General features: G+C 65.6%; 14 protein-coding genes. 6 read left to right on the top strand and 8 right to left on the bottom strand.

All coding sequences use genetic code 11. The features are described 5' to 3' along the window. Positions 1–90: 90 nt before the first annotated feature. From ACTIFF_RS02045 to ACTIFF_RS02035, 3 genes are read right to left on the bottom strand one after another with little or no spacing between them, the layout of a single operon-like run. On the bottom strand, positions 91–876 hold the full coding sequence (locus tag ACTIFF_RS02045; protein WP_439535312.1) for a LytR/AlgR family response regulator transcription factor: 786 nt from the start codon (positions 874–876) through the stop codon (positions 91–93). Further along, a complete protein-coding gene (locus ACTIFF_RS02040) occupies positions 873–1,121 on the bottom strand; it encodes a sensor histidine kinase (protein WP_439535311.1) in 249 nt (82 codons plus the stop codon). Before ACTIFF_RS02040 ends, ACTIFF_RS02045 begins: the two co-directional genes overlap by 4 nt. Positions 1,122–1,124: 3 nt before the next feature. Then, positions 1,125–1,874, bottom strand: coding sequence for a sensor histidine kinase (locus ACTIFF_RS02035; RefSeq protein WP_439535310.1), 750 nt, complete (start codon positions 1,872–1,874; stop codon positions 1,125–1,127). A 93-nt stretch (positions 1,875–1,967) separates the two neighbouring features. Here ACTIFF_RS02035 and argH point away from each other — a divergent pair, with 93 nt between their 5' ends. The 5 genes from argH (at position 1,968) to ACTIFF_RS02010 (ending at position 7,790) form a co-directional block, all read left to right on the top strand. Continuing rightward, positions 1,968–3,371 (top strand): argininosuccinate lyase, encoded by a 1,404-nt coding sequence (argH, locus tag ACTIFF_RS02030; protein ID WP_439535309.1) that lies wholly within the window; start codon positions 1,968–1,970, stop codon positions 3,369–3,371. A gap of 52 nt (positions 3,372–3,423) precedes the next feature. Beyond that, positions 3,424–4,734, top strand: a complete 1,311-nt coding sequence (locus tag ACTIFF_RS02025) for a protein kinase domain-containing protein (RefSeq protein ID WP_439535308.1) — start codon at positions 3,424–3,426, stop codon at positions 4,732–4,734. A gap of 3 nt (positions 4,735–4,737) precedes the next feature. Further along, a complete protein-coding gene (locus ACTIFF_RS02020) occupies positions 4,738–6,060 on the top strand; it encodes a protein kinase domain-containing protein (protein ID WP_439535307.1) in 1,323 nt (440 codons plus the stop codon). Continuing rightward, positions 6,057–6,935, top strand: a complete 879-nt coding sequence (locus ACTIFF_RS02015; protein WP_439535306.1) for a fructosamine kinase family protein — start codon at positions 6,057–6,059, stop codon at positions 6,933–6,935. Before ACTIFF_RS02020 ends, ACTIFF_RS02015 begins: the two co-directional genes overlap by 4 nt. A gap of 291 nt (positions 6,936–7,226) precedes the next feature. After that, a complete protein-coding gene (locus ACTIFF_RS02010) occupies positions 7,227–7,790 on the top strand; it encodes a phasin family protein (protein ID WP_439535305.1) in 564 nt (187 codons plus the stop codon). Between the two features lie 461 nt (positions 7,791–8,251). Here ACTIFF_RS02010 and ACTIFF_RS02005 read toward each other — a convergent pair whose 3' ends face one another. Continuing rightward, on the bottom strand, positions 8,252–9,007 hold the full coding sequence (locus tag ACTIFF_RS02005) for a competence/damage-inducible protein A (RefSeq protein ID WP_439535304.1): 756 nt from the start codon (positions 9,005–9,007) through the stop codon (positions 8,252–8,254). 37 nt (positions 9,008–9,044) lie between these two features. Then, positions 9,045–10,538, bottom strand: a complete 1,494-nt coding sequence (gene ubiD, locus ACTIFF_RS02000) for a 4-hydroxy-3-polyprenylbenzoate decarboxylase (RefSeq protein WP_439535303.1) — start codon at positions 10,536–10,538, stop codon at positions 9,045–9,047. Between the two features lie 198 nt (positions 10,539–10,736). Here ubiD and ACTIFF_RS01995 point away from each other — a divergent pair, with 198 nt between their 5' ends. Beyond that, on the top strand, positions 10,737–11,630 hold the full coding sequence (locus tag ACTIFF_RS01995; protein ID WP_439535302.1) for a histone deacetylase family protein: 894 nt from the start codon (positions 10,737–10,739) through the stop codon (positions 11,628–11,630). A 57-nt stretch (positions 11,631–11,687) separates the two neighbouring features. On the opposite strand, the gene ACTIFF_RS01990 is transcribed toward ACTIFF_RS01995, so the two are convergent. The 3 genes from ACTIFF_RS01990 to ACTIFF_RS01980 form a co-directional block, all read right to left on the bottom strand. Further along, complete coding sequence (locus ACTIFF_RS01990; protein ID WP_439535301.1) at positions 11,688–12,827, bottom strand: glutathione-independent formaldehyde dehydrogenase; 1,140 nt, start codon at positions 12,825–12,827, stop codon at positions 11,688–11,690. Positions 12,828–12,953: 126 nt separating this feature from the next. Beyond that, complete coding sequence (locus ACTIFF_RS01985; RefSeq protein ID WP_439535300.1) at positions 12,954–13,811, bottom strand: iron-containing redox enzyme family protein; 858 nt, start codon at positions 13,809–13,811, stop codon at positions 12,954–12,956. A 29-nt stretch (positions 13,812–13,840) separates the two neighbouring features. After that, positions 13,841–14,884 carry a methyltransferase gene (locus ACTIFF_RS01980; RefSeq protein WP_439535299.1) on the bottom strand — a complete coding sequence of 348 codons (1,044 nt, stop codon included), beginning with the start codon at positions 14,882–14,884 and terminating at the stop codon, positions 13,841–13,843. Between the last annotated feature and the right edge of the window lie 171 nt (positions 14,885–15,055).

The raw sequence follows: 15,055 nt of genomic DNA, 5'->3' as shown, positions 1-15,055 counted from the left end.
TCGCTGCCCGCAGAGCCGGCCGGTCATGCAGGGCCGGCAGTGGATCACCGCTCCCACAAAAATCCTACTGCTCGCCGCCCGCGGAAACGGCTACCCGCGCCCGGTCTCCGCGAATTCCGCCTTGACCTGCGCCCACTGCCGGCGGCTGACCGGGAGGCGCTCTTCCAGACCTTTCAGCACGACTGCCCAGTGGCCGTCGGTGCCGTCGCGCACCTGCTCGAAACCGACCACGGCATCGCGCGCGACCAGGCAGCTGCGGTGGATGCGCACGAATCGGCTGGCGAATTCCTGCTCCAGCGCAGCCAGCGGTTCCTCCAGCAGGTATTCGCGTTCGGCGGTACGCGCGGTGACGTACTTGAGTTCGGCGCGCAGATACAGCACGTCGCGCACCGGCACCAGCAGGATGCGGCCGCGCTCGCTGCACGACAGGTGCAGGCGTCCGCCGGGCAACAGGCTGTGCACGACGTCGGCCGGCACCGTCCGGCCCGGCACGCGGCGCAGCGCATCGAGCAGGCGGGCGGCGCGCACCGGCTTGAGCAGGTAATCGACCGCATTCAGTTCGAAGGCGCGCACCGCGTACTGGTCGTAAGCGGTGCAGAACACCAGCGTCGGTGGCGCCGGCAGCCGGCCAAGGTGCGCGGCCAGTTCGATGCCATCCATGCCGGGCATGCGGATGTCGACCAGCGCCAGATCGGCGGCATCGTGCGGCGGCAGCGCCTGCAGCGCGTCCAGCGCCTCGTGTCCGTTGGCGGCTTCGCCGACCACGCGATTGGGCAGTTCGGGTGCGATATCGGACAACAGGGCGCGCAGCCGCAGGCGGGCCGGCGCCTCGTCGTCGGCGATGAACACGCGCAGTTCGGCTGGCCGGTCGGTCATGCCGCCGCCCGATACGGAAAGCGGATGCGCACCCGGTACAGACCGTCCTGCTCGCCGGCATCCAGTTGCGCTTCGAGGTCGAAGAACAGCATCAGCCGCTCGCGGATATTGTCCAGCGCCATGCGGTTGCCGCCGCCGTGCGCCGAGATGCTGCCGTCACGCGGCGGCGCGGGATTGTCGATCTCGACCACCACTTCGTTGCCGCTGCGCGTCACGCTGACCCTGACTTCGCCATTGCCGGCCATCGGCTAGACGCCGTGATAGACCGCGTTCTCGAGCAGCGGCTGAAGCATGAGCGGCGGCACGCGGGCGTCCGGCGGGCAACCGTCGGTCTGCCACAGCACGCCGAGCCGGTCGCCCAGTCGCAGTTTTTCCAGCGCCATGTACTGGTGGCACAGCGCCAGTTCCTCGCCCAGCGTGACCAGTTCGCGGTTTTCGCGCATCAGCACGCGGAACAGGTCGGACAACTCTTCGAGCGCGCGCTCCGCCCGGCGTGGGTCCTCGCGCATGATGCCCAGCACCGCATTCAGACTGTTGAACAGGAAGTGCGGCCGGATGCGCGCCGACAGCGCCATCAGACGCGCCTGCGCAATGGCCGGGCCGAGCGCGCGCTCCTGCACGGTGAAATAGACCATCGCCGCGGCCGACGCGAGCAGCGCCCACAGAGCCTCGCGCACGGGCCAGGCCTTCATGTCCTCGATCGCCCAGCCGGTCATGGCTTCGGCGAGAAGGGTACAGACGAGCGCGCACAGCGCCACCAGCGCCCAGCCGGCGCGCACCGGCAGGCGGGCGAACAGCGGCGCCGCAAGATACAGCAGCAGCAACGACATCAGCAGCGCCGGTTCGACCCGCGCCGCCATTTCCATGGCGTCGAGCAGCAGCGCATCCCAGCTGCGGTTGCGCGCCAACAGCGCCAATGCCGCCAGAGCGTTGACCAGCAGCACGCTGCGCAACACCACGCCGAGGTTGCGCCAGTCGGGCGCGCGCGACGGCCTCAAGCGGCGCTCCGCCACGGGCAGACTGCCCGGTGGCCTATACTTGCAGTCCTTTTCCCGACGCTTCCCATCGCGTTTCTTCTACCTGTTGCCATCATGAGCCATCCTTCGCAGCCCGAGCCGACCAAGGCCTGGTCGGGCCGTTTTTCTGAGCCGGTGTCCGAACTGGTGAAACGTTACACCGCTTCGGTATTTTTTGACCGCCGCATGTGGCGGCAGGACATCCGCGGCTCGCTGGCCCACGCCGCCATGCTGGCGCGACAGGGCATCATCGCGCAGGCCGATCTGGACGACATCCGGCGCGGCATGACGCAGATCGAAGCGGAAATCGAGAACGGGCAGTTCAACTGGAATCTCGACGATGAGGATGTGCACCTGAATATAGAGAAGCGCCTGACCGTTCTGGTCGGCGACGCCGGCAAGCGCCTGCACACCGGTCGCAGCCGCAATGACCAGGTGGCGACCGACATCCGGCTGTGGCTGCGCGACGAGATCGACGTCATCCTCGCACGGCTGACCGATTTCCAGTCCGCGCTGCTCGATCTGGCCACCCAGCACACCGACACCGCGATGCCCGGCTTCACCCACCTGCAGGTGGCCCAGCCGGTCACCTTCGGCCACCACCTGCTGGCCTACTTCGAAATGGCGCAGCGCGACCGCGAACGCCTGATCGACTGCCGCCGCCGCACCAACCGGCTGCCGCTGGGTTCGGCCGCGCTGGCCGGCACCAGCTTTCCGATCGACCGGCACTTCGTCGCCGAACAGCTGGGTTTCGAGGCGGTGACCGAAAATTCACTCGACGCAGTCAGCGATCGCGATTTCGCGATCGAATTCTGCGCGGCGGCGGCGCTGGTGATGACCCACCTGTCGCGCATGTCGGAAGAGCTGATCCTGTGGATGAGCCCGCGCGTCGGTTTCATCGATCTGGCCGACCGCTTCTGCACCGGCTCGTCGATCATGCCGCAGAAGAAGAACCCGGATGTGCCCGAACTGGTGCGTGGCAAGACCGGCCGCGTCAACGGCCATCTGGTCGGGCTGCTCACGCTGATGAAGGGCCAGCCGCTGGCCTACAACAAGGACAATCAGGAAGACAAGGAACCGCTGTTCGACACCGCCGACACGCTGCGCGACACGCTCACCATCTTCGCCGACATGATGACCGGCATCCGGGTCAAGCCTGATGCGATGCGCGCCGCACTGCGTCAGGGTTTCGCCACCGCAACCGACCTGGCCGACTGGCTGGTCAAGCGCGGCCTGCCGTTCCGCGACGCGCACGAGGCGGTGGCCCGTGCAGTGCGTCTGGCCGAACAGAAAGGGTGCGACGTGTCCGACCTGTCGCTCGACGAGCTGAAATCGTTCTCGCCGCTGGTCGACGCGTCGGTGTATGCGGTGCTGACGGTCGAAGGATCGCTGTCGGCGCGCAATCACATCGGCGGCACGGCGCCGGAACAGGTACGCGCCGCCATCGTGCGTGCGCGTGGCCGGCTGGCGGCTGGCTGAATCATGGCTGAACACGGGATCCTGTCTGCCCGTTGCCGGGCGGGCTGCTGACATGGATCTACTCGGCAAGTACCGCATCCAGCGCCTGCTTGGCGAAGGCGCAACCTCAAAGGTATTCCTCGCACACGACCCGTTCGGCAACCGCGACGTGGCGATCAAGATCGTCGCGCGCGGTGCGGCGGAAGGCGAAGGGGGCAAGTCCGAGCGTTTCCAGAAGAAGTTCTTCATCGCCGAGGCCTCGCTGGCGGGCAAGCTCACCCACCCGCACATCGTGCAGATCTACGACGCGGTGGCCGACGCCGATCCGGCGTATCTTGTGATGGAATACGTGCGTGGCGGCACGCTGGAGCCGCACACCCGGCCGGACCGGCTGCTGCCGATCGGCGACGTGCTCGAAATGATCTTCAAATGCACGCGCGCGCTCGACTTTGCGTGGCGGCTCGGCGTCATCCACCGCGATCTGAAGCCGGCCAACATCATGCGCGTGGAAGAGCCGCGCAACGATGGTCACCACCAGCCGGGCACCAATGTGAAGGTGTCGGACTTCGGCGCTGCGATGTCGATCTCGGCCAGCGAAACCCAGGTGTCGGGCGTCGGCTCTCCTGCCTACATGAGTCCGCAGCAGATCAAGGAACACCCGCTGAACCACCAGACCGACATCTTTTCGCTCGGCGTGGTGATGTACCAGTTGCTGACCGGCCAGCTGCCGTTCCAGGGCAGCAACAACTACAGCATGATGTACCAGATCACGCACGCCGAGCCGGTGCCGCCATCGGCGCTCCGGCCCGAGCTGCCGCCGGCGCTGGACGCCATCGTGATGCGCGCATTGCAGAAGTCGCTCGACGACCGCTACCCGACCTGGGACGCCTTTTCCTTCGATCTGGCCGAAGCCTTCCGCGGCGAATCGCTGCGCGAACAGGACAACCGGATCGCCGACAGCGAAAAATTCAACTCGCTGCGCCGGCTCGCCTTCTTCCGCGACTTCACCGACGTCGAACTGTGGGAAGTGGTGCGGCTGGGCGAATGGCACCGCATGGCCGGCGGTCAGATGCTGCTGCGCGAGGGTGATGCGGCCGACGGCTTCTTCATTCTCGCCGAGGGCGAGGTGAAGGTCACCAAGGCGCGCAAGCTGCTCAACGTGCTGTCGGCCGGCGAGTGCGTCGGCGAGATGGCCTGGCTCACGCCGGAGCACGGCACACGCGGCGCCGATGTGTCGACATTGTGTGAGTCGGTGGTGATCCATCTGGCGAATGCCGCGCTGGAGCGCGCATCGGAACCCTGCCGGCACCGTTTCGACCGGGCCTTCCTGCGCATCCTGGTCGAGCGGCTGGCGCTGGCCAACCAGCGGCTCACCAACGTCTGAACGATGGACAGCGTGCGCCCGAAGGACTACCCGCCCGGCAGCACACTCGGCCGCTACCAGCTGCGGCGCATCATCGGTCGCGGCAGCACCAGCACCGTGTGGCTCGCGTGGGATCCGGACGCGCAGCGCGAGGTCGCGATCAAGTGCATCGACCCCGATGTGCTGAATGACCGCACGCGCGGCAAGATGCACCGCAACCTGCTGATCAACGAAGCGTCGCTGGCCGACAAGCTGCAGCATCCGCACATCGTGCCGATCCACGACGCGGTGGTCGGCGACGACGAAGCATGGATCGTCATGGAATATGTCGCCGGCGGCACGCTCGACGCGCATACCCAGCGGCCTTTCCTGCTGCCGGTCGAGCGCATCGTCGAACTGATGTTCAAGTGTACGCGCGCGCTCGACTACGCATGCCAGCTCGGCATCACGCACCGCGACATCAAGCCGGCCAACATCCTGCTGACGCGCGACGGCGACATCAAGCTGAGCGATTTCGGCGCGGCGATGTTCACCGCCAATCAGCGCACCCAGGTCGAAGGCGTCGGCTCGCCGGCGTACATGAGCCCGCAGCAGGTGCGCGAAATGCCGCTGAACCACCAGACCGACATCTATTCGCTGGGCGTCGTGCTGTACCAGCTGCTGGCCGGCGAGCTTCCATTCCAGGCCAGCAACAACTACAGCCTCGTATATCAGATCATCCACGTCGAGCCGCCGCCGCCGTCGGTGCACCGGCCCGGCCTGCCGCCGGCGCTCGACGCCGTGGTCGCGCGCGCCATGCACAAGGACATCGCGCTGCGCTACGCGAACTGGACCGACTTCACGCATGACCTCGCCCAGGCCTTCCGCAACCGCCGGCTCAGGCCGCGCGACGAAGATTCGGATGCCGCCGAGCACTTCAGGCTTTTGCGCACCCTGTCCTTCTTCACCGACTTCAGCGATGTCGAACTGTGGGAAGTCGCGCGTTTTGCGCGGCTCGAACGGGTGGCCGCCGGCACATTGCTAATGAAGGACGGCGAACAGGGCGACCACCTGTATGTGATTGCCGAGGGCGACGTATCGGTCTCGAAGTTCGGCCGCACGCTGACCATACTGACCGCCGGCGAGTGCTGCGGAGAAATGTCGATCGTCGCGCGCGACCAGAAGCTGCGCGCCAACGATGTGCACAGCAATACCGACAGCCTGCTGTTCGTGATCGACGGCGAGCGCATCCGCCGCGCGTCCGAAACCTGCCGCATGCGCTTCTACGAGGTGTTCCTGCAGGTACTGGCGAGCCGGCTGTCGTCGGCCAATGCGCGCCTCGCCGACAGCTGGGGTCAGGGCGCGTGACGCTGGAGGCGCTGGCTCGGCACATCGCCGCGACGCTGGGCAGCCGGTTCGATGCAGTCACCGAACTGCCGGCCGGGCGCACCCGTCGTGCGCTGCGGATCGATACCGGACACGGGTCGCTCTTCGTCAAGCTGCTGCCGGCTGACCGGGCCGCCGTGTTGGCGGCAGAAGCCGACGGCCTGACACTACTGGCGCAGACCGGCACCTTCCGGATTCCGTCCATCCGTTCGCAAGGCAGCAACGACGCATACGCCTGGCTCGCACTCGAATGGCTGGAACTGCAGCCGGTGCGCGATGCCGACGACGGTCGGCGCTTCGGCGAAGCACTGGCCGCGCTGCACGCTGTGCACGGGCCGCATTACGGCCTGAACCGCGACAACTGGCTGGGTGACAGCCTGCAGGAAAACGGCAGCTCCGAATCGTGGCCGCTGTTCTTCGCCCGCAAGCGCCTGCTGCCGCAGCTCGCGACGGCCGTCGAAGACGGACTGCGCGGGTCACTCGTCAACAACGTCCAGGGCATCGTCGAACGGATCGGCGCGCTGTTCCTCGACTACCGCCCGGCGGCATCGCTGCTGCACGGCGACCTCTGGCATGGCAATGCCGGCGTCGATGGCGATGGCCGCCCGACGGTGTTCGACCCGGCGGTGCATTACGGTGACCGCGAGACGGATTTCGCGCTGGCCGAAATGTTCGGCGGGTTTCCGACCGCGATGTACGCGGCCTACCTGCAGCGTTCGCCGCTGCATCCGAATGCTCCGTCGAGGCGCGGGCTGTACCGGCTGTACCACCTGCTCAACCACTACAACCTTCATGGCATGTCGTATCTGCGCGAGACCGAGCGCACCGCAGCAAGATTGCTGTCGGAACTGACCTGAAAACATACACCCGTGTATGTTGAGTGCGCAGCAGATACGCGGATCCAGATCTGAACGACCGTTCACATCACATTGATTCCGTTACCGAAGTCGCTTCGAAGCTTTTGTGTGCAGTGCAACAAAAACAGCTTGACATCGTTTCGCTCACCCCTATAATCGTCCTCATGGTGCGGTGCAATACAGACGCTGCTGGTTCTGTATGTACTGCACGCATTTTGGTGGCCCGTCAGCGTTTAACGATCTGTTCGCTTCGTGGTCGCTCTTTCAATCAAATGTATGGAGACTTACACCATGGCTTTCACGACTGAACATTTCGCCGCTGCAAACAAGAACACCATCGAAGCCCTGCTGACGCTGGCCAATACCGCCTTCGCGAGCACCGAGCGCCTCGCCGCACTGAATCTGAATACCGCCCGTTCGATGCTGGAAGACAGCGTCGCCAACGTGAAGACCATGATGGGTGCCAAGGACGTGCAGGACATCGTGTCGCTGCAAAGCGGTCTGGTGCAGCCGTCGATCGAAAAGGCCGTTGCCTACTCGCGCAGCGTCTATGAAATCTTTTCGCAGACCCAGGAAGAGCTGACCAAGGTCGTCGAAGCCCAGGTCGGTGAAGTGAACAAGGCCGTCAGCACCACGCTCGACCAGGCCGCCAAGCAAGCTACGGCCGGTTCGGACGTCGCCGTCGCCGCCGTCAAGTCGGCCATCGCCGCCGCCAACAGCGCCTACGACAGCATGAGCAAGGCTGCCAAGCAAGCGGTGGAAATGGCTGAAGCCAATGTGAATGCTGCAACGTCGGCTACCGTGCGCGCCGTGGGTTCGGCCAGCACTGCCGCGAAGAAGAAGGCCGCTGCCTAAATCTTCAAGCTGAATGAAAAAGCCCCGCCGAGTGCGGGGCTTTTTTTCGTCTGTCGATCCGGATGCCTTTGCCCTGATCAACGGAACTTCAACCGCGAACACTGTAGGCATCGATGCGGCGCAGACCCATCCCGTGCCCATCGTGCCCTGTCTTGCATCGCTTCAGGACAGGCGCCGTGCAGCGGTTGCAGGCAAGGACCGAACGTCGAAGATTCTGCAGGAGCCGCCCGAGTGGGAGCGACGGCCTCACCAAGATACGCGCTCTGCACAACGACGGTCGCGGCACTGATCGCGGCGAGGGCGGAGCGGGGGTTTCGGCGAGCACTGCTCGCCGCCCGCGGAGCCGGTTGGCCATGCAGGGCCAACAGTGGATCGCCGCTCCCACAAAAACTTCGCTGCTCGCCGCCCGTGGAACCATCTGGCTCTGCACGGCCAGCTGCAGACCGCGCCGCCACTGCCGGTCAGCGGTCGGCTGCGTCCTGCACGGTCAGGCCGCGCAGCATCAGTTCGTGGCGCATGGCCGCCATCGCTGCGGCGACCTTTGCGGGTTCACCCTTGGCACCCAGTTCGATGTGCGGATAGGCGCGTTCAGCATTGCCGAAGCTGGGCAGGCTGAATACCGTCACGCCGTGCTCGCGCTCGATCGCTTCCATCATGTCGAGCAGCCGGCTTTCATGCGCGTTCGGCACATAGACCGAAGATTCGCGCCAGGCGCTCGTGTGGTGCAGATCGCGGTAAGGGTTGTCGAGCAGCCATTCGATCATCGGCCAGGCCATTTCCGGAAAGCCGGGCACGAAGTGGTGATGACCGAAGCTGAATCCCGGTATGCGGTTGAACGGATTCGGAATGATGCGGCTGCCGGCTGGAAACTCGCCTAGCCGCAAGCGGTTTTCCGTCGTTTCAGCGCCGAAGCGGGCGCGGATTTCCGCCTCGGCTTCCGCATGCAGCACGCACTCGACACCCAGCGCCGCGGCTGCGGCCTGTCGCGTGTGATCGTCCGGCGTGACGCCGATGCCGCCGCAGGAAAACACGATGTCGTCGGTCGACAGGGTGCGGCGGAAGGATTCGATCAACCGCTCGCGCTCATCGCCCAGATAGCTCACCCAGGACAGCTGCAGGCCGCGTTCGGCCAACAGCGCACGGACCTTGGCGAAGTGACCGTCCTGACGGCGCCCGGACAGGATTTCGTCGCCAATGATGTAAAGGCCGATGGCCATGGTGCATTCCTCTTGTTGTTTGACCGCGGCGGAAAACTCAAAGCCCCAGCTCGGACCACATCGCGTCCACCCGGCGTTTCACGTCAGCGTCCATCGCGATCGTTCGCCCCCATTCGCGCGTGGTTTCGCCCGGCCACTTGTTGGTCGCATCCAGCCCCATCTTGGACCCCAGACCGGCGACCGGACTGGCGAAATCGAGATAGTCGATCGGCGTGTTGTCGACGATGACTGTGTCGCGCCGTGCGTCCATGCGCGTGGTCATCGCCCAGATCACCTCCTGCCAGCTGCGGATGTCCACGTCCTCGTCCACCACGATGATGGTCTTGGTGTACATGAACTGGCGCAGGAAACTCCACACGCCGAACATGACGCGCTTGGCGTGACCGGGGTACTGCTTGCGCATGGACACCACGGCCAGCCGGTACGAGCACCCTTCCGGCGGCAGATAGAAATCGGTGATTTCCGGAAACTGCTTCTGCAGCAGCGGCACGAACACCTCGTTCAGCGCCACGCCCAGCATGGCCGGTTCATCCGGCGGCTTGCCGGTGTAGGTCGAGTGGTAGATGGGGTTCCGGCGCATCGTGATGCGCGAGATCGTAAACACCGGAAACTCCGCCACTTCGTTGTAGTAGCCGGTGTGGTCGCCGAACGGCCCTTCCGGCGCGTGTTCGTAACCGGACGGGTGGTGCGCGTCCGGGCGCAACTCACCTTCGAGCACGATTTCGGCGCTGGCCGGCACATCGAGATCGTTGCCGATGCATTTCACCAGTTCGGTCCGGCTGCCGCGCAGCAGGCCGGCGAACTGGTATTCGGACAGCGTATCGGGGACCGGCGTCACCGCGCCCAGTATCGTCGCCGGATCGCATCCGAGCACGACCGACAGCGGAAACGGCGTGCCAGGGAATTTGCGCGCATGGTCGCGGAAGTCGAGCGCACCGCCGCGGTGGGCCAGCCAGCGCATGATCACCTTGTCCGGCGCGATCACCTGCTGGCGATAGATACCGAGGTTCTGCCGCTTCTTGTCCGGCCCGCGCGTCACGACCAAGCCCCAGGTGATCAGCGGCCCGGCGTCATCCGGCCAGCAGGTCTGCACCGGCAGGCGGCGGAGGTCGACATCCTTCCCTTCCCACACGACTTCCTGACACGCGGCCGACGACACCTTCTTCGGCGCCATGGAAAACACCTGCCGGATCATCGGCAGCTTGTCCCACGCGTCACGCAGGCCCTTGGGCGGTTCGGGTTCCTTGAGCATCGACAGCGTGCGACCGATGTCGCGCAGCGCCTCGGCCCACTGCTCGCCGCTGACGCCCATGCCGAGCGCCACCCGGCCCGGCGTGCCGAACAGGTTGCCCAGTACGGGCATGTCGAAGCCGGTGGCGTTCTCGAACAGGATGGCCGGGCCCTGCGCGCGCAGCACGCGGTCGCAGATTTCGGTCATTTCCAGATTGGGCGACACCGGGCGCGCGACGCGCTTCAGTTCGCCCATCTTTTCGAGCTGCGCGATGAAGTCGCGCAAATCCGTGTATTTCATGTCGTGGTGCGGCTCCAGTGCTTCGCGCCCTGTTGCATCCCGCACAGGGCGCGACCGATGGTAAGCGATAAGTGACGGCGCCGTACCCCGGGTGCGGCGACAGACAGCGACGCGCCGCCTATGTTCCGGTACCGCTGTCGCAACCGTCGTGCGCGGCCCGCTGTCAGAATGCGCGACCGCCCTGCTCCCACACCCGACATGCTCGCCTGGTACGCCGATCACTTCGTCCTGCCGCTGCCCGACACCCATCGCTTCCCGATGGACAAGTACCGCCGGCTGCGCGAACGCGTAGCCGCCGAACTTCCGGACATCGTGCTGTGCGAACCGCCGGCCGCGACCGACGCCGAACTGTTGCGTGCGCACGACGCCACCTATGTGGCGCGCGTCAGCCGCGGCGACCTGACGACACAGGAAGTGCGCATGATCGGTTTTCCGTGGTCGCCGCAGATGATCGAACGTTCGCGCCGCTCCGCCGGCGCCACCATCGCCGCCTGCAGAAGCGCGCTGCGCGACGGTGTGTCGGTCAATCTGGCCGGCGGCACGCACCATGCCAAACACGCTAGCGGCGCCGGCTACTGCGTGTTCAACGATGCTGCGGTCGCCGCCCGGCTGCTGCAGGCGGAACACGGCATCGAACGCGTGGCCATCGTCGACCTCGACGTGCATCAGGGCGACGGCACGGCGGAAATTCTCGGCCGGGCCGAAGATGTGTTCACGCTGTCGCTGCACGGTGACCGCAATTTCCCGTTCCGCAAGGAATGCAGCCATCTCGACGTTTCACTGCCCGACGGCACCGGCGACGAGGCCTATCTTGCCGCGCTCGACGACGCACTGGCCACGCTCGAACGCCGTTTTGCGCCGCAGTTCGTCATCTACCTGGCCGGCGCCGATCCGTTCGAGGGCGACCGGCTCGGCCGGCTCAAGCTCAGCAAGGCTGGTCTTGCCGCGCGCGACACCCGGGTGTTCGACTGGTGCCGCACGCGCGGTCTGCCGCTGGCCATTGCGATGGCGGGCGGCTACGCGGAAAACATCGACGACATCGTGGACATCCATTTCGCGACCGTCGCCGCGGCCCTGCGGATCAGGCCGTGAGGCAGGCCTGACGCGCCGGATCAGGCGGCTGCGCCCCGGGATGCCGACGGGCGGACGTTACGAACCTGGCTTCAGCACCACCTTGGTCCAGCCTTCGTCGCGCGCGCCGAAGTGCCTGTACGCCCGGGGCGCATCACTCAGCGGCAGTTCGTGCGAAACGATGAAGGAAGGCGTCGCCTTTCCGGCTGCGATCAGCGCGCAGAGCTTGCGGTTGTACGCCTTCACATTCGCCTGCCCGGTCGCCATGCGCTGGCCCTTCATCCAGAACTTGCCGAAATCGAAGGCGATCTGCCCCTTTCTGGCCAGTTCGTCGGCGGCGCCCGGATCGGCGCCGATGAATACGCCCACCACACCGATCGAACCCGTGGCCGCGACCGCGCTCACCAGACTGTTCATCGTGAGATTCGGCACCTCGTGATTGTGGTGATCGCAGCACTGATAGCCCACGCATTCGCAGCCGCGGTCCGCACCCTGGCCATCGGTCAGGTCCAGTATCTGATCCACCGCGGTGCCGTCGGAGTTGTCGATCGCGATGGCACCGATCTGTTCGGCCAATGCAAGACGATCCTTCAGCACATCCACCACCATGATCTTGCTGGCACCCTTCAGCTTGGCAGAGCAGGCAGCCATCAGACCGACCGGCCCGGCGCCGAAGATGACGACGCTGTCACCGGCTTCGACGCCCGCCAGTTCGGTTGCGTGGTAGCCGGTCGGGAAGATGTCGGACAGCATGACGTAATCGTTTTCCTTGCCCTCGAGATCCGGCGGAAGCACGAGGCAATTCACATCGCCGAACGGCACCCTGAGGTAATCCGCCTGACCACCGCTGTACGGCCCCATGCCGGCGAATCCGTAGGCGCCGCCCGCCGTTCCCGGATTCACCGTGAGGCAGAAGCCGGTCAGGCCGCGCTCGCAGTTCTTGCAGAAACCGCAGGCGATGTTGAAGGGCAGGCACACGCGGTCGCCCACCTTGACCTGCGTGACGGCCTTGCCGACTTCGATCACTTCGCCCATGTTTTCGTGGCCGAGGATCCGGCCGGGTTCCATGTCGGTCCTGCCCTCGTACATGTGCAGGTCGGAGCCACAGATATTCGTCGTGGTGACGCGGACGAGCACGTCGGTCGGCTGCTCGATCTTGGCGTCCGGAACATCGACGACGCTGACTTCATTCGGACCGTTGTAGACGAGTGCTTTCACTGTAAATCCTCCGGATCGTGTGGTCTGCAACCTGCCGTGGAATGTGCAGGGTCGGCTTTTCGTCGACGCAGCTTCAAGCGTTCCACCCGTGCGGTCCGTTCGACAGCACACGCAGGTCGGATCAGCTCACGCCGCGTTGCGCGCCTTCACTGCGGGCGATGCGGCGGGATCCATCCACAGTTCGTCGCGGTACTGCGCGAAGCAGCGGGCGCCGAAGCGCAGGCGCAGCAAGGCTCCTTCCGCAATGGGTCGTGCCCGTGAAGGGTCAGCGGCGACCAGCGGCCGGATCACCTCGCGGTTCCAGCACAGCGAGTGCTGTACATCGAGCCCTGCGTGCAACTGGAAATAGCGACGGGCCTGTGTCGGCACACCCAGTCGTTTGAGGCCGTCATTGACCAGACCGACACGGCCGGGGGCGGTCATTTCGACCGCGCCCAGTGCGCCGATCGACTGCCAGGCGTAGCGCCGGTTGCTCGCCAGCGCGAGCATCAGATTGGCCAGCGCAAGTGCGGCCCACACGGTGTTCGCCGTTTCGGGCTTCAGATTCAGCTCGCGCGCCGTCTCTTCCAGCATCGGGCCGTGCATGCCGTCCTCGTTGCCCCGCCCCATCTCGTCCCAGTAATTGCGCGCCAGTTCCAGCTTCGCCTGCCGCGGCAAACCGAGTTGAGTCAGCGCAACCAGATCGTCGAAGCCGGCCTCGCCGGCAATCTCCTGGGTGATGAACCAGCGCATCTGCGACAGGCTGGCAGAGTCGGCGAGCCAGCGGAACAGCGGGTCGTCCTGCCCCGGGCCGGTCTCGGCCAGGCCTTCGAACCAGTTCATGAAAGCGTCGGCACCGCTTGGCAGGGCATCGAGCTGCTCCGTCAGCGCCGCCCGCTCCGCTTCGACAAACACACCCTCGAGTTCGCGCAGGGCCGATTGCTCGCGCAGGCCGGCACGCCACTGGGCGTCGGCCATGCCGGGCTGAAGTCGCTGGCGGTTCAATCGGGCCAGCCGCCTGTGAAGATCCTCGTTCATATCCGGAGCGGCGCCGCAGCGGGCGCATGCACGACCAGTCCGATCGCGGCGATCCGCTCGACGCCCGCATAGGCGGGCTGGTCCAGTTCGTCGCCGAAGACGTCAGGATCGAGCTCGCTGTATTCGAAGCGCGCTCCGGCGCGCAGCAGCACCGGCTCGACCGCGCTGCGGAACGAGTCGACGCCATCGACGATCGCACTGCCGGTATACAGGACCAGACGCCCGCCCGGCCTCAGGCGTGGCAAGGATTCAACGACGACGCGCATGGACATGTCATCTCCGTAGGTGCCGCCACCGTCCCGATAAAGGCGGTGTGCAGGGTCGACCAGGTAGGGCGGATTGCACAGGATCAGATCGGCACTGCCCTGCATGTTGTTCAGCAGATCACTGCGCCGGCAGTCGGCGCGAATGCCGAAAACGGCTGCGTTGATGCGCGCACAGTGCAGCGCTGCATCGCTCAGATCGAGCAGCGTCAGCTGCGCCAGTGCGCCCAACCGGCGCGCAGCGAACAGACCCCCGGCGCCGGTTCCGCACCCCACGTCGATGATCTGCCAGATCGGTGTCCGGGACTGCGACAGCGTACGTTCGATGAGCCGGGCAAAGCGGTAGGTGTCCGGGCCGAAGAACACCGCGTCAGCAGCGGTCGTCGGATAGGCCGAATGCACCAGCAACAGGTCGTCCAGCGAGGAAAAGCGGATGCGGCTGCGCAAAAGGCCGCCGGCAACCGTTTCAAGTGCGCCGGCGCGGGCGAGCAGATCGAACGCTTCGACGGGCAGAAGATCCTGCATGAACGGCTGACTCCAGCCGAACACGTCACGCAGGCTTCTGGCCTGCAGCGCGCGGTGCGCCAGGACCCGACCATGGGTATCCGGCGTCACGGTGGTGTGATGGTAGCCCTCACCCAGCAGCCAGCGACCCAGTTCGCGGGTTGCACGGGCGTCGAGTTCTGTGGCGTGCCATGCAACAGGTGCCTGAGGCAGTGCGGATGCGTCGGGTGCGACCTGCATCAACGACGCATGTGCACCGGTCTGGCGTGTCATCTGCTCCATGTTCCGAAACGGTTCATTCCTGCCGGAAGAAGGGCGCACGGGCGTTGCGCACCCCGATGGGGCGCCGGTTCCAGGCGCGATGTGTAGCGTGGATTTTTGTTTTTTCATGACTCATGGTTGTGTTGCACGGCAGACGGGATCGCATTCGCTGTCGTCGATCAC

The sequence above is a fragment of the Methyloversatilis sp. genome, from assembly GCF_051861465.1.
Lineage (GTDB): Bacteria > Pseudomonadota > Gammaproteobacteria > Burkholderiales > Rhodocyclaceae > Methyloversatilis.
Note: the sequence above shows the minus strand (reverse complement) of the source record. Positions and strands in the feature narration are given on the sequence as shown.